Source organism: Streptomyces sp. NPDC093591 (assembly GCF_044764885.1).
Classification (GTDB): Bacteria; Actinomycetota; Actinomycetes; order Streptomycetales; family Streptomycetaceae; genus Streptomyces.
In genome coordinates this window covers 19075-42035 of the sequence record NZ_JBIWIY010000017.1, presented here as the reverse complement: position 1 = coordinate 42035, position 22961 = coordinate 19075, and the positions used below count along the sequence as shown (strand labels likewise).

15 protein-coding genes are annotated in these 22961 nt (G+C 71.9%); 7 read left to right on the top strand and 8 right to left on the bottom strand.

What is annotated here, in order from left to right:
• Window positions 1–71: 71 nt before the first annotated feature.
• From ACIREI_RS31885 to ACIREI_RS31865, 5 genes are all read left to right on the top strand, one after another.
• Window positions 72–1049, top strand: coding sequence for an NADPH:quinone oxidoreductase family protein (locus tag ACIREI_RS31885; RefSeq protein WP_403340138.1), 978 nt, complete (start codon window positions 72–74; stop codon window positions 1047–1049).
• Window positions 1046–2227 (top strand): acyl-CoA dehydrogenase family protein, encoded by a 1182-nt coding sequence (locus ACIREI_RS31880; RefSeq protein ID WP_403340135.1) that lies wholly within the window; start codon window positions 1046–1048, stop codon window positions 2225–2227. The genes ACIREI_RS31885 and ACIREI_RS31880 overlap by 4 nt, the downstream gene beginning before the upstream one ends.
• Window positions 2224–3327: an acyl-CoA dehydrogenase family protein gene (locus ACIREI_RS31875; protein ID WP_403340132.1), complete on the top strand. Its 1104-nt coding sequence runs from the start codon at window positions 2224–2226 to the stop codon at window positions 3325–3327. Before ACIREI_RS31880 ends, ACIREI_RS31875 begins: the two co-directional genes overlap by 4 nt.
• A gap of 204 nt (window positions 3328–3531) precedes the next feature.
• A complete protein-coding gene (locus ACIREI_RS31870) occupies window positions 3532–4395 on the top strand; it encodes a phosphatidylinositol-specific phospholipase C/glycerophosphodiester phosphodiesterase family protein (protein ID WP_403340129.1) in 864 nt (287 codons plus the stop codon).
• Between the two features lie 137 nt (window positions 4396–4532).
• Window positions 4533–4727: a hypothetical protein gene (locus tag ACIREI_RS31865; RefSeq protein ID WP_128430433.1), complete on the top strand. Its 195-nt coding sequence runs from the start codon at window positions 4533–4535 to the stop codon at window positions 4725–4727.
• A 16-nt stretch (window positions 4728–4743) separates the two neighbouring features.
• Here the strand turns inward: ACIREI_RS31865 and ACIREI_RS31860 are convergent, their stop codons facing one another.
• On the bottom strand, window positions 4744–5982 hold the full coding sequence (locus ACIREI_RS31860) for a phosphodiester glycosidase family protein (protein WP_403340126.1): 1239 nt from the start codon (window positions 5980–5982) through the stop codon (window positions 4744–4746).
• Between the two features lie 75 nt (window positions 5983–6057).
• The gene (locus tag ACIREI_RS31855; protein WP_403340123.1) at window positions 6058–6417 is read right to left on the bottom strand and encodes a DUF779 domain-containing protein; all 360 of its coding nucleotides are present in this window, start codon (window positions 6415–6417) and stop codon (window positions 6058–6060) included.
• Between the two features lie 88 nt (window positions 6418–6505).
• On the opposite strand from ACIREI_RS31855, the gene ACIREI_RS31850 reads away from it, so the two are divergent.
• Complete coding sequence (locus ACIREI_RS31850; RefSeq protein ID WP_403340120.1) at window positions 6506–9649, top strand: ATP-binding protein; 3144 nt, start codon at window positions 6506–6508, stop codon at window positions 9647–9649.
• On the opposite strand, the gene ACIREI_RS31845 is transcribed toward ACIREI_RS31850, so the two are convergent.
• From ACIREI_RS31845 to ACIREI_RS31835, 3 genes are read right to left on the bottom strand one after another with little or no spacing between them, the layout of a single operon-like run.
• Window positions 9639–10859: a cytochrome P450 gene (locus tag ACIREI_RS31845; RefSeq protein ID WP_403340118.1), complete on the bottom strand. Its 1221-nt coding sequence runs from the start codon at window positions 10857–10859 to the stop codon at window positions 9639–9641. The two genes, ACIREI_RS31850 and ACIREI_RS31845, sit on opposite strands and share 11 nt — an antisense overlap.
• Window positions 10860–10887: 28 nt before the next feature.
• Window positions 10888–11688, bottom strand: a complete 801-nt coding sequence (locus ACIREI_RS31840; protein WP_403340115.1) for an ABC transporter permease — start codon at window positions 11686–11688, stop codon at window positions 10888–10890.
• Window positions 11685–12638: an ATP-binding cassette domain-containing protein gene (locus ACIREI_RS31835; RefSeq protein ID WP_403340112.1), complete on the bottom strand. Its 954-nt coding sequence runs from the start codon at window positions 12636–12638 to the stop codon at window positions 11685–11687. The genes ACIREI_RS31840 and ACIREI_RS31835 overlap by 4 nt, the downstream gene beginning before the upstream one ends.
• Window positions 12639–13389: 751 nt before the next feature.
• On the opposite strand from ACIREI_RS31835, the gene ACIREI_RS31830 reads away from it, so the two are divergent.
• A complete protein-coding gene (locus ACIREI_RS31830) occupies window positions 13390–14958 on the top strand; it encodes a LamG-like jellyroll fold domain-containing protein (protein WP_403340682.1) in 1569 nt (522 codons plus the stop codon).
• A 47-nt stretch (window positions 14959–15005) separates the two neighbouring features.
• Here the strand turns inward: ACIREI_RS31830 and ACIREI_RS31825 are convergent, their stop codons facing one another.
• The 3 genes from ACIREI_RS31825 to ACIREI_RS31815 all read right to left on the bottom strand — a co-directional run bounded on the left by ACIREI_RS31825 (window position 15006) and on the right by ACIREI_RS31815 (window position 22889).
• A complete protein-coding gene (locus tag ACIREI_RS31825; RefSeq protein ID WP_403340110.1) occupies window positions 15006–20237 on the bottom strand; it encodes a family 43 glycosylhydrolase in 5232 nt (1743 codons plus the stop codon).
• A 161-nt stretch (window positions 20238–20398) separates the two neighbouring features.
• Window positions 20399–21031: a DedA family protein gene (locus tag ACIREI_RS31820; RefSeq protein ID WP_403340680.1), complete on the bottom strand. Its 633-nt coding sequence runs from the start codon at window positions 21029–21031 to the stop codon at window positions 20399–20401.
• Window positions 21032–21131: 100 nt separating this feature from the next.
• A complete protein-coding gene (locus ACIREI_RS31815; RefSeq protein ID WP_403340107.1) occupies window positions 21132–22889 on the bottom strand; it encodes a SpoIIE family protein phosphatase in 1758 nt (585 codons plus the stop codon).
• Between the last annotated feature and the right edge of the window lie 72 nt (window positions 22890–22961).

Sequence of the window (22961 nt, the reverse complement as noted above, 5' to 3'; positions counted from 1 at the left end):
GATCAGCAAGCGACCGCTTAGTATGCGAACCGACCCCGGTCAGACGAAGCAGTCCCCCGTGGAGGCCCCGCATGCAGGCATGGCAAGTGCACGAGAACGGCGAGCCGAGCGAGGTGATGCGCCTCGAGGACGTCGAGACGCCCACGCCCGGTGACGGCCAGGTCCTGCTGAAGGTGCGTGCCGCGAACATCAACTTCCCGGACGCGCTGCTGTGCCGGGGGCAGTACCAGGTCAGGCCGCCGCTGCCGTTCACGCCGGGCGTGGAGATCTGCGGCGAGACCGAGGACGGGCGCCGCGTGATCGCCAACCCCGCGCTGCCGTACGGCGGTTTCGCCGAGTACGCCGTCGCGGACGCCGCCGCCGTCCTGCCCGCGCCCGAGGCGCTGGACGACGCGGAGGCCGCCGCCCTGCACATCGGCTACCAGACCGGCTGGTTCGGCCTGCACCGCCGGGCCGGGCTGGAGGCCGGGGAGACCCTGCTCGTCCACGCTGCCGCAGGAGGGGTCGGCAGCGCGGCCGTGCAGCTCGGGAAGGCCGCCGGCGCCACCGTCATCGGTGTCGTCGGCGGCGCCGAGAAGGCGGCCGTCGCGCGGGAGCTGGGCTGCGACGTCGTCGTCGACCGGCGCGGCGAGAACGTCATCGCCGCCGTGAAAGAGGCAACCGGCGGCCGTGGCGCCGACGTCATCTACGACCCCGTCGGTGGTGAGGCCTACGCCCAGTCCACCAAGGTCGTCGCCTTCGAGGGGCGGATCGTGGTCGTCGGCTTCGCGAGCGGCACGATCCCCAGCCCGGGGCTCAACCACGCCCTGGTGAAGAACTACTCGATCCTCGGCCTGCACTGGGGCCTGTACAACACCAAGAACCCGAAGCTGATCCAGCACTGCCACGAGCAGCTCACCGAGCTGGCCGCCCGCGGCGCCATCAAGCCGCTGGTGAGCGAGCGCGTACCGCTGGGCGCGGCCGCGGCCGCCGTGCAGCGGGTCGCCGACGGCGTCACCACGGGACGCGTCGCGGTGATCCCGGGACTCACCGAAGGAGGAGCGGCATGATCGACGCCGCCGAACTGCGCCGCCGTACGGCCCGGTTGCTGGCCGACCATCCGCCGGCCACGACCGACCGCCTGGAGTTCCTCCGCGCCCGCTTCGACGCGGGCCTGGCGTGGGTGCACTACCCGGAGGGCCTCGGCGGACTGGGTGTCCCGCGCTCCCTCCAGGCCGTCGTGGACGCCGAGCTGGAGGCCGCCGGAGCCCCCGACAACGACTCGCGCCGCAATGGCATCGGGCTCGGCATGGCCGCCCCGACGATCCTCAAGTACGGCACCGAGGAGCAGAAGCAGCGCTATCTGCGGCCGCTGTGGGTGGGGGAGGAGGTCTGGTGCCAGCTGTTCAGCGAGCCCGGCGCCGGCTCCGACCTCGCCGCGCTCGGCACCCGGGCCGCCCGTGAGGGCGACGAGTGGGTCGTCAACGGGCAGAAGGTGTGGACGTCCGGCGCGCACAACTCCCGCTGGGCCATCCTCATCGCCCGCACCGACCCGGACGTGCCCAAGCACGCGGGCATCACCTACTTCCTCTGCGACATGACCGACCCCGGAGTCGAGGTCCGGCCGCTGCGTCAGATCACCGGCGAGGCCGAGTTCAACGAGGTGTTCCTGACCGACGTCCGCATCCCGGACTCGCGTCGCCTCGGTGAGGTCGGCGACGGCTGGCGGGTCGCGCAGACCACGCTGAACAACGAGCGCGTCGCCATCGGCGGCATGCGGCTGCCCCGCGAGGGCGGCATGATCGGACCGGTCGCGAAGACCTGGCGTGAACGGCCCGAGCTGCGCACCCACGATCTGCACCAGCGGCTGCTGAAGCTGTGGGTGGACGCCGAGGTCTCCCGCCTCACCGCGGAGCGGCTGCGCCAGCAGCTCGTCGCGGGCCAGCCCGGCCCCGAGGGTGCCGGCATGAAGCTCGCCTTCGCCCGCCTCAACCAGGAGATCAGCGGCCTGGAGGTCGAACTGCGCGGCGAGGAGGGCCTGTTGTACGACGACTGGACCATGCGCCGACCCGAACTGGTGGACTTCACCGGCCGCGACGCCGGCTACCGCTACCTCCGCTCCAAGGGCAACAGCATCGAGGGCGGGACCAGCGAGGTCCTGCTGAACATCGTCGCCGAGCGCGTTCTGGGCCTGCCCAGCGAGCCGCGCACCGACAAGGACGTCGCGTGGAAGGACCTGGCCCGATGAAGACGCCGCCAACACAGCGCACACAGCCCGACCTGCTGTACTCGGAGGAGGAAGAGGCGCTGCGGGCCGCCGTACGGGACCTGCTCGCCGACCACTGCGACGCGCCCGGCGTCATCGCGCGCACGGAGTCCGACGCCCCGCACGACCTGGCGGCCTGGAAGGCGCTCGCCGACGGCATGGGCCTGGCGGGGCTCCTGGTGCCGGAGGAGAAGGGCGGCCAGGGTGCCACGCACCGCGAAGTCGCCGTCGTGCTGGAGGAGTTGGGGCGCGCCGTCGCTCCGGTGCCGTATCTGACGAGCGCCGTCGTCGCGACCGAGGCGCTGCTCGCCTGCGAGGGCGAAGGGGGCCTGCTCGCCGAGCTGGCGTCCGGTCGGCGCATCGGCGCCCTCGCCGTCGCCCTGCACATCGCCCCCGGCGGCGCCTACCAGGTCGTACGGCATGAAGGCGGTGCCCTGCACGGTGAGTTGACCGGGATCGCGGACGCGGCCGTCGCCGATGTGCTGCTCGTGCCCGCGGACGACGGTGGGCTGTACGCGGTGGACGCCGACGCCGTGACCGTCACCCCGCAGGTGTCCCTGGACCTGACCCGGCCGGTGGCGACCGTGGTGCTGGACGGTGCGGCCGGCCGACTGCTGGGAGACGCCGAGCCCGCCGTACGGCGAGGGCTGCGGGCCGGGGCCGGTCTGCTCGCCTCCGAGCAACTCGGGCTCGCCGACTGGACGTTGACCGAGACGGTTCGCTATCTGAAGGACCGCAAGCAGTTCAACCGTCCCGTCGGCGGCTTCCAGGCCCTCAAGCACCGGCTCGCCCAGCTGTGGCTGGAGGTCGTCAACCTGCGCGCGGCCGCCCGGGGTGCCGCCGACGCGCTCGCGACGGGCGACGACGTCGACGTGGCGGTGGCCGTCGCCCAGGCGTACGCGGCGCCCGTCGCCGTGCACGCCGCCGAGGAGGCGCTGCAACTGCACGCCGGCATCGGGATGACCTGGGAGCACCCGATCCATCTGTACCTGAAGCGGGCCAAGGCCGACTCGATCGCCTACGGCACCGCGGGCGGCCACCGTGCCGCGCTGGCCGAACTCGTCGACCTCCAGGCTCCCTGACGTACACCTGAGCCAACCACGCGGAAAGCCCGCCCCACCTGGGGCGGGCCTTTTCGTGTGCCTCGCGCGCGCCCTGACGGACGAAGTGAACGCAGGACGGCAGTCCGGCCAACTCCGTGCCCGGCTCTGCTGTTTGGGGGCCTCTCGAACGCATACTCGCAGCGGTTCCCTACGCCCCGATCACCCCTGTCAGGGAGGCAGAGCATGGCCCCCACCACTCGTCGCAGAGCACTCACCACCCTCGGCGCCGCCCTCGCCGGCACGGTCGCCCTGCCCGTCACCCGTGCTTCGGCGGGCGGACAGCAGCACGGCCCGCGCCCCTTGTGGCGGGCCCACGCCCACAACGACTACGAGCACCCGCGTCCCCTCCTCGACGCCCTCGACCACCGCTTCGGCAGCCTCGAAGCCGATATCTACCTGGTCGGCGACCAACTCCTCGTCGCCCACGACCCCGAGGACCTCGATCCCGCCCGCACCCTGGAGTCCCTGTACCTCGACCCGCTCGCCGCCCGGGTCAGGGCGAACCACGGCTCCGTCTACCGGGGACACCGCAAGCCGGTCCAACTCCTCATCGACATCAAGACCGAGGGCTCGTCGACGTACCTCGAACTCGACCGCCACCTGCGGCGCTACAAGCGCTTGTTCACCACCTACGCCCACGGCCGCGTCTTCCCCGGCGCGGTCACCGCCGTGATCTCCGGTGACCGGGCCGCCCGGGTACCGATGGAGGCACAGACCGTCCGCCGGGCCTTCTACGACGGCCGTCTCGCCGACCTCGGCAGCGCCGCGCCCGCCTCCTTCATCCCGCTGATCTCCGACAACTGGACGCTCAACTTCACCTGGCTCGGCGTGGGTGCCTTCCCGGACGCCGAGCGGCAGAAACTGCACGGCATCGTCCGGGCGGCGCACTCCCGGGGGCAGAAGGTGCGCTTCTGGGCCACCCCGGACGTGGCCGGTCCCGCCCGGGACGCCCTGTGGAGCGAGCTGCTCGCCGCCGACGTCGACTTCCTCAACACCGACGACCTCGCCGGTCTGGAGGCCTTCCTCGACGCCCACCGGACGGCGTAGGCGCACCGCCCGGCACGCCGCGCGGGACACCACACGTTCGGAGTACAGCTCAGCCGCCCGGACCAACCCTCCGCTACGCCACACTTGCGGCCGAACGCCGTGAACCGGGCAAGGCGGCGTGGCGGAGGAGGTTGACGATGGCCATTTCCATCTCTGTGGTGCTGCTGCTGTTCATTCTGGCGGTGATCTTCGTACGCAGCGGCGGACTGAAGATCACCCATGCGCTGGTGTGTCTGCTGCTCGGCTTCTACCTGGCCAGCACGAGCATGGCGCCGACCATCAACAGCGGTCTGACGGCCACGGCGGACATCGTCAGCAGCCTCAGACCGTGACCGTCGGAGAGTGCTCTCAGCGAGTCGAGAAGACTCCGATGCCGTTGGGGACAGGGCGTTCCACGCCGTCGGAGGGGTGGTTGCGTACGGAGACGTTCGCCGCTCCCGGCTCGCGGGCGACCAGCGTCGACGAACCGCCGCCGTCCAGACTGAACGCGTCGACCGATCCCAACTCCCGCATGACAGAAGCTACTTCGGCGATGGTCAGCCCGGTGCGGTACTCCCGTGCGCCGTCCAGCGCGAGGAGCAGCAGGCGCCGGCCGCCGTTCGCGACGCCCACGGCGGTGCGCACGGCCGAGGTCCGGTCGTCGAGGCCGGGCAGCGGCTGACCGTCGTCGAGCACGGGGTAGCCGCCGAGGGCGAAGCGGTACGGGACCCGTGACGCCGACGCCACCAGCCGGTGCCGTACCTTCACCGGCTCGCCCGCGAAGAACTTCCGCAGCTGCTGCGCGCCCTTCTCCCGGCCCACGAGGACGGTGGTGCCCGGCGCGATCGGCCCGTTCCCCGGGGTGTCGGCCATCGATACGACCCGGCCCCCGCGGACCGTCACCTCGTAGGTGTCGGTGCTGCACGGAGCCGCCCGGTCGGTGTCCGTGCCGCACGTGGCGCGCACCCGGGAGGCGCTGCCCCACGCGGCGGTGAACGCCCCGATGGAGCCCACCGGCAGCGCGTACTGGTTGAGCCCGCGCAGCGGCAGCCGGCTCTCGGGTGTCCGGATCGAGCCGGCCAGGCGCAGGCCGTCCAGTCGGGCTCTGCGGTCGACGCCCACGCCGAGCACGTCCTTGGTGTTCGTGCCGGGCGGCAGCGCCGGACCGAAACGCTGACCGTCCGGCACCGCCGCCTTCAGCGCCCGGCCGCGCGCGATCGCCGGACCCACGCTCGCGCCGGTCGCCTGCACGCCCGGGTGCTGGGCCTCGCTGATGTTGAAGAAGTCGCCGTTCACGCCCGCGACGGCACCCTGCGCGGTGGCCTGCTGCGAGACGGTCGCCCGCGCCGCCACCGCCCCGGGGTACAGCAGATCGAGACGTACGTGCGGATTGCGCAGGTCGACGGTGAGCAGATGGGCATGTGCGGTGCCCTTCGCCGCCGCGATGTCGAACTCGTCGTACACGACGCCCGGCGCGATTTCAGTGCCCCGCTGCGCGGCGCCGGCCGGGGCCGCCCCCGCCAGGGCCGCACCGGCCAGCGCGCTGAGTGCCGTGAGCAGCGTGAGCGCCGCTCTGCCTGCTCCGAACCGTTTCTGACGACGCGTCATGGTCCCCCCTGATGTCTCGTCAAATGTCCCAGGGCTCAGGGGAAGTGCACCAGACGGCGATGACCTGCAGGGTTGCTAGGCGCCGACGACCCGCGAACGGGTGAGGAAACGCACCCCCTCGGGTGCCTCCAGCGAGAAGCCGCTGCCCCGGCCCTCGACGACGTCGACGATCAGCCGGGTGTGGCTCCACGCCTCGTACTGGCTGCGCGCCATCCAGAACGTCACCGGCTCCGCCACCCCCTCGACGTCCAGTTCCGCGAGCAGCACGTCCGAGTCGCCCGTGCGGAACTCGCCCGCCGGGTAGCACATCGGGGCGCTGCCGTCGCAGCAGCCGCCGGACTGGTGGAACATCAGCGGGCCGTGCGTCGCGCGCAGACGGCGCAGCAGGTCGGCGGCGGCGGGAGTGAGTTCGACGCGCGGGGTCTCCTCATACATGGGAGCAAGGGCAGCACGGGGAACGTTGCGAAAGGGTTGCGCCTGTTCCGGCCCCGCCCCGACCACCCGTTCTGACTAACCTGCTCGGGTGACCATCGAGTTGACGCTGCTGACGTCCGTGTCCCACCGGGGCAAGGAGATCACCGCTCCCCGCCTGCGCGCCCTGCTCGCGCTGCTGGCCGGGGAGCCGCGGGCCGGATGCGGCAGGGGGCGGCTCGTGGACGGGCTGTGGCCGGACGAGCAGCCGGAGAACCCGACCAAGGCGCTGCAGATCCTGGTCTCGCGGGCCCGCTCACTGCTGGGCGGGGAGGTCATCGCCAGCACACCCACCGGCTACCGCGTCGCCCTGCGCGAGGACCAGGTCGACGCCTGGGCCCTCCAGCTGCACGCCGCCGCGGCCACGGAGAAGGCGCGGGCCGGCGACCATCACGGCGCTGTCGCCGAGACCGAGGAGGGGCTCGCGCTGTGGGACGGCGGCCCCGCGGAAGAAGGGCACCACGACGACCCCGTGGCGGCGCTGCGGCTCGAACTCGCCGTCACCCACCGGTCGTTGACACGTCTGCGGGCGCTGTCGCTGGCGCGTTCGGGGCGCCGGGAGGAGGCTGCGGGGCCGCTCGGCGAGCTGGTGAGCGCGCATCCCCTCGACGAGGAGCTGCTGCTGGAGCTGATGCGTTGTCAGGCCGCCACGGCGGGCGCGGCCGCCGCGCTGGCCGCGTATGACACCTACCGGCGCCGCCTGCGCGACGAGCTCGGCACCGATCCGGGGCCCGCCCTGCAGGAACTGCACCAGGAACTGCTGCGCGGCGAGGCGCCCACCGTCCGGCGCGGCGTCCCGCACGAACCCAACCCGCTGCTCGGCCGGGACGCCGACGTCGCAGCCGTGCGGCGGCTGCTGAACAGCACCCGCGTCACCTCGGTCGTCGGCCCCGGCGGCCTCGGCAAGACACGGCTCGCCGGCGCCGTCGCCCGGGATGCCGAGCAGCGGATCGTGCACCTGGTGCCGCTCGCCGGTGTCCGCCAGGACGCGGACGTCGCCCCCGAGGTCGCCTCCGCACTGGGCGTCGGCGAGGGGCTGCGGCCCGCCGCGGGGGGCGACCTGATCGCCGGCATCGTGGGGGCGCTGGGCTCCGGGCCCGCGCTGCTCGTCCTGGACAACTGCGAGCAGGTCGTCCAGGGCGTCGCCGACCTCGTCCAGGCACTCGTGTCGAGGACGCGGGAGGTGCGCGTCCTCACCACCAGCCGGGCCCCGCTCGGACTGTCCTCCGAGACCGTCTACCCCCTCCCCGAGCTCGACCTCGCCACCACCGTCGAGCTGTTCGAGCAGCGCGCCCGCTCCGCCCGCCCCGACGTCGACCTGCCCGCCGACACCGTCGCCGCCCTCTGCCACCGCCTGGACGGGCTGCCGCTCGCCACCGAACTCGCCGCCGCCCGGGTCCGCGTGCTCTCGGTCCCGGAGATCGCCCGCCGCCTGGAGGACCGCTTCGCCCTGCTGCGCGGCGGCCCCCGCGACGCACCGCACCGCCACCGCACCCTGCACGCCGTCGTCGACTGGAGCTGGAACCTCCTGGAGGAGCCGGGGCAGGCCGCCCTGCGCGCCCTGTCGGTCTTCCCGGCCGGCTTCACCGCCGAGACAGCGGAACAACTCCTCGACGACCCCGACGCCTTGGAGATCCTCGAGGACCTCGTCGACCAGTCCCTGCTCAGGGTGACCGACACCCCGCACGGCACCCGCTTCCGGATGCTGGAGACCGTACGGGAGTTCGCGGCCGTCCATCGGGAGCGGGCCGGCGAGGACGAGGCGGTCACCGAGCGATTCCTGCGCTGGGCACGGGACTTCGGGGCCGCCCACCACGACGCGCCCTTCGGGACCGACCCCTTCGCGTCCTGGCATCTGATCCGCGCCGAGCAGGACAACCTCGTGCACGCCCTGCGGCCGGCGCTCGGCCTCGCGGACGCGGACACCGTCGCCGCGGTCACGGCCGTGCTGGGGAGCCTGTGGTCCACCGAGGCCAGTACCAACTACGCCCGGCTCATCGCCCTCATGGCGGACACCGCGCCGCTGCTCTCCCACTACCGGCCGGGCCCCGAGTACGTCGAACCGGCCCGCACCGCCACCGCCCTGCTGACCGCCAACGCCTTCCTCGGCCTCGGCCCCGGCGCACCGCGCACCCTCGTGACGCTGCGCCGCCTGCCGCCCGCCCCGCCGGACACCCTGGTCCGCGCCGTGGCGACGGTGCTCAGCGCCCTGCCGGAGATACTCGCGCCCGGCGGCCGCGGCACGCTCCACGCGTTGTGCGCCAGCGACGAGCCGCTGCTCGCGGGCATCGCCAACGGTGCCGCCAGCTATGTGTGGGAGCACGAGAGACAGCCCGACCGGGCCCTCGTGGCCGCCCGCCGGATGCTCGACGCGGTCAGGGAACAGGACATCCCGGTGCTCCGGATCTGGCCGCGGGCCCGCTTCGCCGAACTGTGCCTGCAGATGGAACGCGGCGCGGAGTCGATCGGGCCCATGAAGGCCGCGCTCGAAGCCCTTCGGGAATACGGCGAGTGGACCGACTCGATCGGGCTGCGCTGGGGGATCATGCTGGCCAGTCTGCAGGCCGGGGACCTCGACGAGGCCGAACGCTGGCTGGAGGAGGCGCTGCGGTACCAGCGCGAGAGCGCCGTGTCCGACCCGTTCACACCCGACCTGGGCGCCCGTGCCGAGATGGCGCTCGCGCGGGGCGACATCGAGACGGGACTGGGCCTGTGGCGCCGGACCCTGGACCGGCTGGCGCACATCGCCCATTCGGTACCCGGGGGAGAATCGGTGATGGAGGCCTGGGGGCCGGAGCTGGAGTCGGTCGCCGTGACCGCACACGCCCGGCACGGCCGGGCGGACCTCGTCGCCCACCTCCTCGCCGGCTTCCCCGACCGCCTCACGAGCCTGCTGACCCGCTCGCCCGCCGTCCAGCCGGCCTACTTCCCGCTGTGCGGCGCGCTGCTGCTCGCGCTCGGCACGGCCGATCTGGCCAAGGGGGACGAGGGCGGCGTTCGGCTGATCGCGCTCGCCGAGCGGTTCCGGTATCTGCGCAGCTTCCAGCCCACGATGTCCTCGGCCCGCGCCCGCGAGGACGCCGAGCACGCCGACAAGGCGGCGTACGAGGACGCGCTGTCCGCGTACGCCGCCCTGGACGACCACGGGCTGCGCGAGGCCGCGCTCGCTCTGGTGCGGGGCCGGCTCACAGCCTGACCGGCAGGCCCAGCAGATGGAAGCCGTCGCCGGGCCAGTGCCCGAAGCGGAGGCCGACGCGCTCCACGGCCAACTCCGGTGCCGTGGGGCGCCGTACCAGAAGCTGCTCGAAGACGACGCCCGTCACCAGCCGGCCGAGCGCCGCGCCGATGCAGTAGTGCGGGCCGTGCCCGAACGCGAGGTGCCCGTCGCCGCGGCCGAACTCCCGGGTCACGTCGAGGCGTTCGGGGGCGTCGTACGCGGCCGGGTCGTGGTCCGCGGCGAACAGCGCCACCGTCACCGCCTCACCCTTCGACAGGGGCGTGCCGGCGAACACGAAGTCCTCGGTGGCGTACAGCGTGGCGCCCATGCGCACCAGCGTCACGTACCGCAGCAGTTCGGGGACCGCGCGGTCGAGCAGCTCCGGCTCGGTGCGCAGCCGTTCCAGTTGGTCCGGGTGGTCCAGCAGGGCGAGGACGGCGTGGGCGAGGAACAGGGCGGGCGGGGTGATGCCCGTGTTGATCAGCAGGAAGAAGACGGAGACGATCTCGTCGTCGGTCATGCCGCCGTCGGCCAGCAGCGCCGACACCAGGTCGTCGGCCGGTTCTGCTCGGCGCCGGGTGACCAGGTCCTTCGTGTACTCCACGACACCGCCGAGCCCTTCGAGGACGCGACTGCCGTCGCCGTACGCGAAGTCCCGGATCCAGCCGCACACCTTGTCCTGGGCGGCCGCGTCCACCCCGACCAGGGAACAGATCACGGCCGTGCTCAACGGATAGGCGAACTCACCGAGCAGGTCGGCCTGTTCGCGTCCGGCGAGGGCCTCGATCAGCTCCCGTGCCGTCTTCTCCACGAAGGGGCGCAGTGCGGCCACCCGGCGGGCGGTGAAGGCGCGGGTGAGGGGGCTCCGGCGGCGGGTGTGCTCGTCTCCGTCGAACAGGGCCAGGTGACCGGAGAGGTACCGGGCGTACTCGGGCGGGAGGCCGTCGAGTCCCTGGGCCAGCAACTCGGCCTGCGGATCCGGCATGTCGGAGCCGGCGATCGTCGACCGGTCCCGGATCAGGCGCGGCTCGCTCAGCGCGGCCCGCACGTCCTCGTGGCGGGTGACCAGCCGTACGGGGGTGTCGAGGCCCGGCAGGAGGACGTGGCCGAGGCCGGGGCGGGTGCGCAGGCCGGCGTAGGCGCCGACGGGGTTCTCGACGAGTTCGGGGGTGAGGCGGACGGCGGTCATGGCAACTGCCCTTCTGCGGTAGGGGTGTTCAGTGGGCATCGCGGTCGAAGAGGCGGAGCGACCACAGGAACCCGAGGACGGCGATCGCCACGCACCACCCCACGGCCAGCCAGCCGTTGTGGCCGATGCCCGTGCCGGTCAGCAGCCCGCGTACCGTCTCGATGACGGTGGTGAACGGCTGGTACTCGGCGAACCAGCGGATCCCGGAGGGCATCGAGTCGACCGGCACGAAGGTACTGCTGACGAAGGGCAGCAGGAACGAGATCGGCAGCGGGGCGTTGCTGGCGCCCTCGGGCGTCTTGCTGATCAGTCCCAGGGCGACCGAGAGCCAGGTCAGCGCGAGGACGAAGAGCGCGAGCAGCCCGCAGGCGGCCAGCCACTCCACGGCACTGGCGTCGGGGCGGAAGCCGATGGCGAGGGCGACGGCCATCAGCAGGACCAGGGTGATCGCCGTCTGGATGACGCTGCCGACCACATGGCCGACCAGGATCGACGCCCGGGAGATCGCCATCGTACGGAAGCGGGCGACGATGCCCTCGGTCATGTCCGTGCACACGGCGACCGCGGTCGGCACGGCTCCGACGCCCGCGGTCATCAGCAGGATGCCGGGGACGAGATAGGCGAGGTAGGCGGTGCGGTCGCCGCCCTGGCCGGTTCCGGTGCCGAGCGCGGAGCCGAAGACGTACACGAAGAGCAGGAGCAGGAAGACGGGGATGAGCGCGACCTGGAGCGTCATCGAGGGGTAGCGGCGGGCGTGCAGCAGGTTGCGCCGCAGCATGGTGAGCGAGTCGCGCAGATGCGGGGTGGCGGGCTGGGCGGCGGTGGTCATCGGGTCTGCACCTTCTCGTGCTCGGGGCGGCCGGTGACCGCGAAGAAGACGTCGTCGAGGTCGGGGGTGTGCATGGTCAGGGAGTCCACGGCGACACGGGCGCCGTCGAGGGCGTCGAGCAGGGCGCGCAGGGTGTGGACGCTGCCGTCGCCCGGCACCTGGAGGGTCAGCGCCTCCTCGTCCCTGAGGCCAACGCCCAACACCTCTGCGGCGCGGGCGAGTTCGGCCGGGTCGAGGAAGCGGAGCCGGACATGGCCGCCGGGGACGAGCCGCTTCAGCTCGTCCGCGGTGCCCTCGGCGACGATCCGGCCGCCGTTCAGGACCGCGATGCGGTCGGCGAGCTGGTCGGCCTCCTCCAGGTACTGCGTGGTGAGGAAGACCGTGACCCCGCCGTCGACGAGTTCGCGGATGATCTGCCACACGGCGTGCCGTGCGCTCGGGTCGAGGCCGGTCGTCGGCTCGTCGAGGAAGATCACCTCGGGAGAGCCCACCAGCGTCATCGCGAGGTCCAGACGCCGCCGCATGCCGCCGGAGTAGGTGGACGCGGGCTTCTTCGCGGCGTCCACGAGGTCGAAGCGTTCGAGCAACTCGGCGGTGACGCGCCTGCCCTCGCGGCGGTCCAGGTGGTGCAGGTCCGCCATCAGCGCCATGTTCTCCTCGCCGGTGATCAGGTTGTCGACGGCGGAGAACTGGCCGGTGACCCCGATCGCGGCACGCACGGACTGCGGCTCGCCGGTCACGTCGTGCCCGGTGATGCGGGCGGTGCCGCCGTCGGCACGGATCAGGGTGGAGAGGATCTGGACGGTGGTGGTCTTGCCGGCGCCGTTCGGCCCGAGCAGCGAGAAGATCGTGCCGCGCGGTACCCGCAGGTCGATGCCGTCGAGGACGACCTTGTCGCCGTACGCCTTGCGCAGCCCTGCGGCCTCGATGGCCGGTGTCGTCTGGTTCATGCCGCAGAGCGTGCGGCGTGCCGCCTTCCGCGCGGTTTCAGGTCGGTTTCAGGGTGGCGGGCGGCCCGGAAGGGGCCGCTTCTGGCGGAAATTCGTTCCGGCGGTGTCAGTGGGCCCTGTTAGCCTCCTGCGGCCCGTGTGACACGGGTTCCACAGGGGAGGGAAATACGTGAACGCTGTCAGAATCGGCGGGAGTCGGTGCAGACCCCGACGGCTCGCCGTTGGCTGCCTGGTCACCGCCGTGGCGCTGACCGTGCCCGGCACGGCCCACGCCGCGGAGAACCTGCCGCCGCGTCAGCCACTGGTCCAGGACCTGCAGACCGGCACCAAGGCGTGCGCCACGGGCGAGCAGAAGGCGTACGTCGGGGCACCGCCCACCCTCAGCGCCGTGCTGTACGACCCGGAGGAGGACAACCAGCCGGCCGAGGCGAACCTTGTCAAGGGCGAGTTCGAGGCCTGGTGGACGGGCGCGGACGGCGTCGAGCAGCGCCGTACGTACACGACGTTCGCGACGCTCTCCGGCGCCCGGCAGCTCTGGCGCATGCCGGAGGACATCCCGGCGAACACGGTCGTCTCCTGGCACGTGCGCGCCAACGACGGCACCGCCGCCTCCGCGTGGAGCGACGAGGGCGACGGCTCGGTCTGCGCGTTCGTGTACGACGACGCGAGCCCCGAGAAGGCGGCCGTCACCTCCTCCGACTACCCGGAGGACCAGTGGCAGGACGGCGTCGGCGTCTACGGCAGCTTCACCATGGACTCGCCGTCGGACGATGTCGCGCAGTACGTCTACAGCTTCATCGGCGGTCCCCAGCTGACCGCCCGCCCCACGGAACTCGGCGGACCGGTCACGATCCGCCACCTGCCGCTGAAGGGCGCCCCGGACTACCTGAGCGTCCGCGCGATCGACCGGTCCGGCCGCAGCAGCACGACCACGACTTACCACTTCCGGGTCAAGTCCGGCCGCGCGCCCGTCGCCCACTGGACCCTCGCCGACGCCCCCGGATCCACCACCGCCGCGGCCGAGACCGGCCCTGGCGCGGGCGCCGGTTCCGGGGTGACCTTCGGCGCGAGCGCACCGCGCGGGACGTCGCTCGCCTCCGCGGCGAGCCTCGACGGCAGCAGCCACGCCTTCCTCACGCCGGACGCCCCGGCCGTCGACACCGGCAAGACCTTCGCGGTCAGCGCCTGGGCGCGGCCCGCGCAGACGGACCGGAACATGGCCGTCGCCGGCCAGGACGCGGGCGACTCCACCGCCTTCGAACTGGGGCTGCGCACCCGGGACGAGGGCCCCCTCTGGTCGTTCACCGTCGGCGGCACCCGCATCACGGGCGGCGCCCCCGAGACCGGTGAGTGGGCCCACCTGCTGGGCCTGTACGACAAGGAGACCGGTCAGGCTCAGCTGTACGTCAACGGCCAGGAAGTCGGCACCAGGGCAGAGGCGACGCCGTCCGCGACCTCCGGCGCCTTCCAGATCGGCCGCTCCCGCAACGGCGACGGCTACCGCGACCGCTGGCACGGCGAACTCGGCGGCGTCCGTGCCTACGACCGGGTCGTCGTACCCGACGAGGCCGCTGAACTGGCCCACCGCAAGCCGACGTCGCTCGGCCACTGGTCTCTGGAGACCGCCACGGACGGCGTCAGCCCCGAGCAGAGCGGCAAGGCGCCGCTCACGCTCGGCCCGGGCGCCACGATCCACCGCGGCCCCGACGGCTCCTGCCTGCCCGAGCTCGACCCGGACTGCCCGGCCGTGCCGTACGCCCTCGTCGGCGACGGCCACCTCGAGCTGGACGGCGAGGCCGGGTACGCCGCAACCGAAGGCCCCGTCGTGGACACCTCCGACAGCTTCACCCTCGGCGTGGTCGTCCGCCTCACCGACGCCGAACCGGCCCACCCGATGACCGTGCTGTCGCAGGCCGGTGAGCACACGGACGTCTTCAAGGTGCGCTACGACCCGGCGGTCCACTCCTGGCAGCTGGTGATGCCGCTGCGGGACGAGGCGGGCGCGCCCGAGGTCGTGGTCTCGCAGATCGAGGCCGCGGACGGCGGCGAGGGCCAGGGGCACCGGCTGGCCGTCGTCTACGACGACGCGACCGACCGGATCAAGCTCTACCTCGACGGCCACACCAACGCCGGTGCGACCGCCTCCTTCCCCGACGGCCTGCACAGCTCCGGCGCGCTGCAGATCGGTCGCGCCAAGGCGGGCGACGGCTGGGGCGAGTTCCTGCACGGTGACGTCGACGAGGTACAGGCTTACGCCGGAGCCCTGAGGGACGACGACATCGGCGGCCTGGGGTGGGGCACCGACCCCTGCCGCTGCTGACCCTGAGCCAGGCCGAGGTCTCGGCGCCGGCTCAGGGCAGGTAGGGCCTATCGACGGTCGTCGCCGATCGTGACGAAGCCCGCGGCCTTCGCGCCGGTGACGTTGTCGTAGACGACGTCACCGGTGGACTTCTTCCAGATCCTGATTCGGAAGGTGTCCGGGGCGTCGGTGGCGGTGACGCGGAAGCCGTAGCCGCTGCTCCCGTTGACCGTGCCACTGCCCTGGTAGACAGCCCGCGAACCGCTGACCACGAGCCAGTCGGAGCCGGTGGAGCGGAACTTCAGCCTCGCCGGACCGAAGTCGAAGTCGGCCTTTCCGGTGGGGACCGTGGCTCCCTTCGCGTAGACGGCGGCGAAGGAGAACGCCGCCTTGCCCGTCAGGTCCGGCTTGGCCGGGTGGGCGCCGGCCGGGGAAGTGATCACGCCGGTGCCGAGGGCGGGGCCCGCCGCGCGGTCGTAGACGATCAGCTCGGGGAGGGTGGTGCTGTCCGAGGCGCCGTCGTCGTCCGTGACCGTGATCACCGGACGGTGGATGCCGGCGCCGGTGTAGGTGTGCTCGGCCCGGCAGTTGGTGCCGCTCACCGTGCCGTCCGTCGGTTCGGTGCCGTCCTTCCAGTCGATGCGGCAGGTGTGGGTGTCATCGGTGCCAGGGTCGGCCAGCGCGGCGGTGACCACCGTGCGCTTGCCGGCCGGCACCGGGGACGCAGGCCCGCTCGCGGACGTGATCGCCGGAGCCGCGTTGGCGACCTTGACGGTGGCCGTGTCGCTGCTGCGGCCCCCGGTCAGGGTGACCGTGTAGGTGCCGTTGTCGGTACAGGTGAGCGTGGTCTTCGCCGAACCGGTGTCGGCGAAGGCGCAGGGGGCTCCTTCCTCGACCGTCCACTTGGGGCTGCCCGCGCCGGAGATCCTGCCGTTCAACTCGACCTTGTCGCCCTCCTTGCCGTCGGCGTCCGGGCCGGCGTGGACGATGGTGACCGGGTCGATGCTCTCCAGGGTCGGGACGATCTTCTTGATCAGGCCGTCGGAGCCGAACTCCATCTTGTCGATGGTGGTCTCGCGGTGCGTGCCGTCGCCGCCGGGGATGGCGAAGCGGTGGTAGACCGCGTACCAGTCGTCGGTGTTCGGGACATGGACCACCGAGTGGTGGCCGGGGCCCTTGATGCCGAGGGAGAGGTCCTTCTCCAGGATCACGCCGTGCTTGGTCCACGGGCCGGTGGGGGAGGGGCCGGTGGCGTAGGCGACGCGGTAGTTCTCGTCCCGGGTGTCGTTCTCCGACCACATGAAGTAGTAGGTGCCCTTGCGCTTGATGACGAAGGTGCCCTCGTTGTAGCCGCTGGGGGTGATGTCGGTGACCTTCGAGGCGTCGAAGGAGACCATGTCGTCGTTGAGCGGGACGACATAGGCGCGGCCGTTGCCCCAGTAGAGGTACGACTGGCCGTCGTCGTCGGTGAAGACGGCGGGGTCGATCATCTGGCCCCGGTAGTCGCCCGCCTTCAGCAGCGGCTTGCCCAGCGCGTCCTTGAACGGGCCGGTCGGCGAGTCGGAGACCGCGACACCGATGTTCGCGTCGGCGCAGAAGTAGAAGTAGTACTTGCCGTTCCTCTCCTCCATCGCCGGAGCCCAGGCCCTGCTGTCGGCCCAGGACACGTCCGGTCCGAGGTCGAGGATGACGCCGTGGTCCGTCCAGTTGACCAGGTCCTTGGACGAGTACGCCTTGAACTGCGTACCGCTCCAGCCCTCGAAGCCGTCGGTGGTCGGGTAGAGGTAGAAGGTGTCGCCGAAGCGGACGATGTGCGGGTCGGCGTTGAGGCCGGGGAGGACCGGGCTCTTCATGACCACCGCGGACACCGTCCAGGTGCGCGTCTTCCCGTCCGAGCCCGTCACCTCGTACTTCACCGGCTCGGTGAAGTCGTGCAGGGTGCCGGAGGCGGGGCTGATGCGCGCGCCGTGGGCCAGGGTGAACTCCGGTGCCAGGGCGGTGACATCACTGCCCTCGGTCAACGGCAGGACGACCTTGCTGTCCTTGTCGTTGATGATCGCGTCGACCTTGAGCGCCGGGTGGGTCGCCGCGGCGATGCCGGTGGTGTTGCCGCTGAGCTCCAGGACCTCGGCGGGCGTCAGGGCCCGGTTGTAGATCCGGAAGTCGTCGACCTCACCGCCGAAGTACGGGTCCGGGGAGTACAGGGACTTGCCGATGTAGCCGGAGTAGTCCTTGGCCGAGTCGTACAGTTCGGACGGCTTGATGGTGACACCGTTCACCCGGGCCGCCTCGGCGCCGTCCACGTAGAGGATCGCCGTCTCGGTCGCGCCGTTCAGGGTGACGGTGACGTGCTTCCACTCACCGGCGGGCAGCGGCGAGCCGCCGATCATCGGCTTCTCACCGGACCAGGTGGCCTTGGTGATCGCGGAGAACAGCTTGCCGCCGCCGTTGGAGGGGGTGGCGAAGAGGTACTTGTTGCTGTCCGGGCCGAGCCCGAACAGCCACTGGAAGTTGTCGCCGCCCTTCCACTTGACGTACGTGGAGACGGTGACGCCGGTCGTGTCCTTCAGCACCCCGCCCGGGATCTTCACGTACGGCGAGCTGGAGCCGCTGTTGCCGCCGGACATCTTGAACGAGCCGCCGTCCACGCCGGTCCCGAAGTCGGGCGTACGGACGTAGGTGCCGTGGTAGCCGTGGCCGCTGGAGTCACGGGCGATGTTGCCGCCGGTCTCGTCGAAGTCGTAGTGCAGGAGCAGGTCGGCCGGGACGTCCGGGCCGTCCGCCGAGACCGTGACCTCGGCGTTGACGTCGATCGCCGAGTCGCCCGCCAGGTCGCCCTTGACCGTGAAGGTGCCGGCCTGCGCGTACTGCGACTCGGCCACGTCCTCCCAGGTGACGGCGACGGGCCGCTTCACACCGTCTGCGGACTCGGCGATGACGGTGGCGGGCAGGACCGGGGCCTCCCCGACGCGCGTCTCGACCTTGACGTCCTCGGCGCTCGTGATGATCTGATCCGGCTGATAGGTCTTCAGCAGCCGGTCGTACTCGGCCTGCGTCACCGGGAGCACGGTGCCGTGGCGGGGCTTGGCCGGGAGGTCGTAGTTGGTGGACGGGGTCCAGGTGCCGGAGGCCAGGTCGGTCGTCTCGAAGGGGATGTAGCCGCGGCCGCCGAACTCGTCGAGGAACGCGTACCACTTGTCCTCGGTGTTCGACTTGAACACCAGCGGCCCCTCGGCCGCGCTCATCGCGCCCTTGCCGATGCCCTCGGCGACGGCGTCCCAGGACAGGTCCAGCAGGGAGTCGCTCTTCTCCTCGAAGATGAACTTGCTGTTGGGGGTGGAGGAGGTGTTGTTCCGCTCGTCCTTGGAGAGACGGAAGTACGTCCCGTCGTGTGCGATCACCGTGGAGTCGATGACCGAGTAGCCGCGGTCGATCCAGACCTTGGGCTCGCTGAAGGTGTAGAAGTCGCGGGTGGTCGCGTACATCATGCGGTTGTACGTGTCGCCGGAGTGCGCCTCGTTGTCGTACAGCTTCGACGCCCAGAAGACGACGTACTCACCGCGCTGCGCGTCGTAGAACGCCTCCGGCGCCCAGGTGTTGCCCGCGCTGTCGGGGGAGACCTTGACCAGGCGCTGGTTCGTCCAGTGGACCAGGTCGGTGGACTCCCACACCATGATGGACTTGCTGCCGGTGCGCTGGGCGGCGTCCCAGTCGCCGTTGCCGTAGATCCTGAGGTCGGTGGCGATCTGGTAGAACTTGTCGCCCTCCGGGGAGCGGATGATGAACGGGTCGCGCAGGCCCTTCTCGCCGAGCGTGGAGGTCAGGACCGGCTTGCCGTCGTTCAGCTCCCGCCACTTCAGCGGGTCGTTGCCCTTGCTGAGGGCGGCGTAGAGCTGCTCGCCGTCCGCGGTGCCCTCGCCGGTGAAGTAGCTGAACATGTAGCCCTTGAGGGCCTCGCGCTTCGGCAGTTCGGGCACCTTCGCGGTGAACGCGCGGGTCGCCTTCGCCGCGCCCTTGGTGACGGTGGCGGTCAGCTCGACGTTGGTGGCGCCGTCGCCGTGCGCGGGGCGGTGGACCACGCCGTCGGCGGAGATGACGTCCGGGTTCGCGGAGGACCAGGAGACGTCGGTGGCGTAGTCACCCTGTGCGGGGAGTGTCAGGTTGCCGCGTACGTCGTCGAGGTTGTGGACGGCGAGGGACTCGGCGGCCTGCTCGGTGGCCGTCCCGTCGTCGAAGGCCGGCAGGACTGTGACGTCGAAGGCCTTGGTGTCGGTGACCGTGCCCTTCTTCAGGGTCGCCGTGAGCGTGGCGTGGCCGTCCGGTTCGCCGGCCGCCGGGCGCGTCACCGCGCCGGAGTCGGACACGACCGCCGGGTTGTCGCTGGCCCAGCTGATCGAGGAGCCGCCCGCCGTGCCGGTCCTCGGCAGGTCGAGGTCGGCCGTGACGGCACTGGTGTCCCCGAGGCTCAGCGCGGCCTTGTCGTCGGCGACGCCCTGCATGGCGACGGGGAGGGCGAGCTGCTCGACCTCGGAGCCGGCCAGGGCGCGGTCGTAGACCCGGAAGTCGCGGATGCGGCCCTTGAAGAGCTTGTCGCCCGAGTAGACCGACTTGCCTATGTAGTTGGCGGTGGTGGTGCCGGAGCCGATGGCGCCGGGGGTGATGGTGACCGAGGTGTTGCGGCCGACCTCCACGCCGTCCTCGTAGAGCACGCCGGTGCCGCCGGTCTGGGTGTAGGTGACGTGCTTCCACACCGAGCGGGTCAGATTGTGCGAGTCGGCGGGCCGGGTGGTCTGCTCCGTCGACCAGTTGCCGGTCGCGATGGACGTCCGGTAGGAGTTCCCGGTCGTGAACAGGTAGCCGTTGCCGCTGGTACCGCTGGAGTTGCCGAAGCCGTAGAGGAAGTACGGCGTGGACTGCGTGGAGTCGATCCGCACGTCCATCGAGACGGTGATCGAGTCCATGCCCTTCATGACGTCGTTCGGCACCTTGACGTAGGTGTCCGAGCCGTTGAAGGCGAGCCCCTCACCGGTGCCCGACCAGTCGGCGGCGCCGCTCACCGTGCCGTCGCGGCCGTTGCCGGAGGCGTCGGTCACGGTGCTGCCGGAGGCGGCGTCGAGCTTGTACCAGAGGGCGAGACCGTCCGTGATCTCCGCCGGTTCGGCCGTGTCCGCGGCCAGTGCGGGAACGGTGGACGCGGCGAGTCCCAGGACCAGCGAAGCGGCGGTCAGTCCGGCGAGTCGACCCGCCAGGCGTCTCGCGCGGCCACGGACGCGTGCGAGGTCGCGTGCGATGTACGGCATGTGGAGTCCCTGCTGAGGCATGGCGGGGCCTCCGGCCGCGGCCATGGGCACCCTGCCGTTTCGGCTGTGTGACGTCGTGTTGCGAGAGTGTCAGGCGGGGTGTGGCGCAGCGTCAAGAGGTTTCGAACAATGTCCGACAGGTCGAACGTCTCGAACGAGGGTCAGCGATTCCGCCTCGCGCGGCGCGCCTCGGTCAGCAGGGGGAGGAGGGGCAGCAGGGAGATCACGACGACGAGGGCGACCAGCGGCAGCAGGAAGTCGTCGACGTCGGGGACGGAGGCCCCGAGGGCGTATCCGGCCAGGACGAGACTCTGCGACCAGAGCAGCCCGCCGACGACCTGCCAGACGGTGAAGGCCCGAGCGGGCACACCGAGCGCGCCGGCCGCCGGATGCAGAACGGTCCGCACCATCGGGATGAAACGGCCGATCACCAGGGCCTTGCCGTAGCCGTAGCGAGCCAGGAGCCGCTCCGCGCGGGCCGCCGTCTCCCGCACGCCCCGTCTGGAGGTGCGGGCCAGCAGCGCCCGCCCGCCGTGCCGCCCGAGCAGGAAGCCCACCTGGCCTCCCGCGACGGCGCCGACGGCCGCGCACAGCAACACCTGCCACAGCACCAGTCGAGGCGCCTGCTGGGCGGTCCCCGCACACAGCACACCCGCCGGGAACAGCAGCGTGTCACCGGGCAGGAAGAAGCCGAACACCAGCAGCCCCGACTCCGCGAAGATCACCACGAGGACACCGAGCGCACCGAAGGCCGCCAGCACCGAGGCACTGTCCATCGGGTTGACGGCGATCACCGCCATCACCTCCCGGCCGCCCTCGTAGGTCGCCCCCCTCAAGCATCCCGTGCACGGCGGGGTTCCTCCACGCGGCCCTGCACGGGGCGGGCTCGACGCCTCAGCCCCGGCCCTGATCCCCGGGCAGCGGCTGCTCGAACCAGACCACCTTGCCCGTGCTCACCCTCGTCGCTCCCCAGCGCAGTGCCAACTGGTCGACCAGGAACAGTCCTCGGCCGCCCTCGTCGCTCAGCCGGGCGTGCCGCATCCTCGGCACCACCGGGGAGTCGTCACCGACCTCGCAGCGCAGGACGTCCGTGCAGAGCAGCCGTAGCGTGATCGGCCGGGAGGCGAAACGTACGGCGTTCGCCACCACCTCGCTGACCAGGAGCTCGGTGGACTCCATCAGGGAGTCGAGTCCCCACAGGTGGAGCGTCCTGCGGGTCAGCCGGCGGGCCTGGCCCGCGGTCTGCGGGCGAGGCGCCAGGTACCAGTACGCGACCGTCTCCGGCAGGATGCCCTCGAACCTGGCGGCGAGCAGTGCGATGTCGTCGTCCCGGTCACCCGCCCTCACAGTGCCGAGCGCCTCGTCGCACAGCGTTTCCAGCACCGGCGGCACCGGGCCCGACGCCACGGCGCGCAGCCGTGCCCGCAGCCGCTCCACCCCGGTCAGCACGTCCGCGTCACGGGACTCGACCAGGCCGTCGGTGTACAGCAGCAGAGTCGCCCCGGCCGGCGCGTGCAGCTCGGTGGACTCGAAACCGCCGATGCCCACGCCGATCGGCGCCCCGGGCGGGACCCGCAGAATCTCCCCGCGGCCGTCGGGGTGCAGGAGCACCGGCGGCAGATGGCCGGCGTTGGAGACCAGCAGCCGGTGCAGGACGGGGTCGTACATCGCGTAGAGGCAGGTCGCCGTGTGCTCGGTGCCCAGACGCACCGCCTGTTCGTCGAGGTGGTGCAGAACCTCGTCGGGGGGCAGGTCGAGCAGGGCCAGGGTCTGCACGGTGGTGCGCAGCTGGCCCATGATCGCGGCCGATGTCATGGAGTGGCCCATCACGTCGCCGATGACGAGGGCGACACGGTTGCCGGGCAGCGGGATCGCGTCGTACCAGTCGCCGCCGACCTGCGCGGTCCGCGAGGCCGGCAGGTAGCGGCTGGCCAGCCTGACGCCGGGGGGCTCGGGCAGGGACGGCGGGAGCATCGTGCGCTGCAGCGCGTCCGCGACAGAGGCCTCGCGCGCGAACAGCATCGCCTTGTCGATGCCCAGAGCGGTGTGGGTGGCGAGCTGGGAGGCCACGAGAAGGTCGTCGCCGGTGAAGTCGGCCCGACCGGGCCCGCGGAGGAGGACGACGCTGCCCAGGGCATGGCTACGGCCGTGCAGCGGGGCGATGATCAGCCGTTGCCCCGGCGGCATGGCCTGCGGAGCGTTCGCGCCGCCCAGCAGCTCGGCCGCGGTGGAGGGGACGCCCGCGGTGCTCCCGAGCACCGGCCGCCCCTCCTCCAGCAGTTTGGCGAGCTGACCGTCGGCGGCCGGGCGTACGACTTCCGTGGGCTGCACGGCCGGCTCGGAGCCAGGGGGGTCCGGCAGCTCCGGTGCGGCCGGAAATCCAGGGGAGCCCGTAAGGGCCGGCCTGGGCGGTTCCTGCGGGGAGACGCGGTCCGTGGTGTGCAGCCGCAGGACGCCGGGAGCGGCGGTGACCTCGTCGCCGACCGGCAGCGGATCGTACAGATGGACGAACGCCGCGTCGGCGAATGCGGGAACGGCCACCCGGCACAGCTCGTACAACGTCTCGTCGAGGTTCATACCGCGGGCGATCTGCCGGGTCGCCGCGTCGAGATAGCGGAGCCTGTCGGTCTGCGGCTCGACGGCGTCCGGCACGTCGCGCCGGTGATCACCCAGCCCGGCGGCAGGGGCTCTCGCGGCCGTCGGCAGCGTTGCCGGGGCACGGTC

Bases quoted from the DNA above. Each gene is read 5' to 3' on its own strand.
- ACIREI_RS31825 (WP_403340110.1), bottom strand. From the start codon at position 20,237: ATGCCGTACATCGCACGCGACCTCGCACGCGTCCGTGGCCGCGCGAGA.
- ACIREI_RS31855 (WP_403340123.1), bottom strand. From the start codon at position 6,417: ATGTATGAGGAGACCCCGCGCGTCGAACTCACTCCCGCCGCCGCCGAC.
- ACIREI_RS31875 (WP_403340132.1), top strand. From the start codon at position 2,224: ATGAAGACGCCGCCAACACAGCGCACACAGCCCGACCTGCTGTACTCG.
- ACIREI_RS31870 (WP_403340129.1), top strand. From the start codon at position 3,532: ATGGCCCCCACCACTCGTCGCAGAGCACTCACCACCCTCGGCGCCGCC.
- ACIREI_RS31885 (WP_403340138.1), top strand. From the start codon at position 72: ATGCAGGCATGGCAAGTGCACGAGAACGGCGAGCCGAGCGAGGTGATG.
- ACIREI_RS31830 (WP_403340682.1), top strand. From the start codon at position 13,390: ATGGACTCGCCGTCGGACGATGTCGCGCAGTACGTCTACAGCTTCATC.
- ACIREI_RS31880 (WP_403340135.1), top strand. From the start codon at position 1,046: ATGATCGACGCCGCCGAACTGCGCCGCCGTACGGCCCGGTTGCTGGCC.
- ACIREI_RS31835 (WP_403340112.1), bottom strand. From the start codon at position 12,638: ATGAACCAGACGACACCGGCCATCGAGGCCGCAGGGCTGCGCAAGGCG.
- ACIREI_RS31840 (WP_403340115.1), bottom strand. From the start codon at position 11,688: ATGACCACCGCCGCCCAGCCCGCCACCCCGCATCTGCGCGACTCGCTC.
- ACIREI_RS31865 (WP_128430433.1), top strand. From the start codon at position 4,533: ATGGCCATTTCCATCTCTGTGGTGCTGCTGCTGTTCATTCTGGCGGTG.
- ACIREI_RS31860 (WP_403340126.1), bottom strand. From the start codon at position 5,982: ATGACGCGTCGTCAGAAACGGTTCGGAGCAGGCAGAGCGGCGCTCACG.
- ACIREI_RS31845 (WP_403340118.1), bottom strand. From the start codon at position 10,859: ATGACCGCCGTCCGCCTCACCCCCGAACTCGTCGAGAACCCCGTCGGC.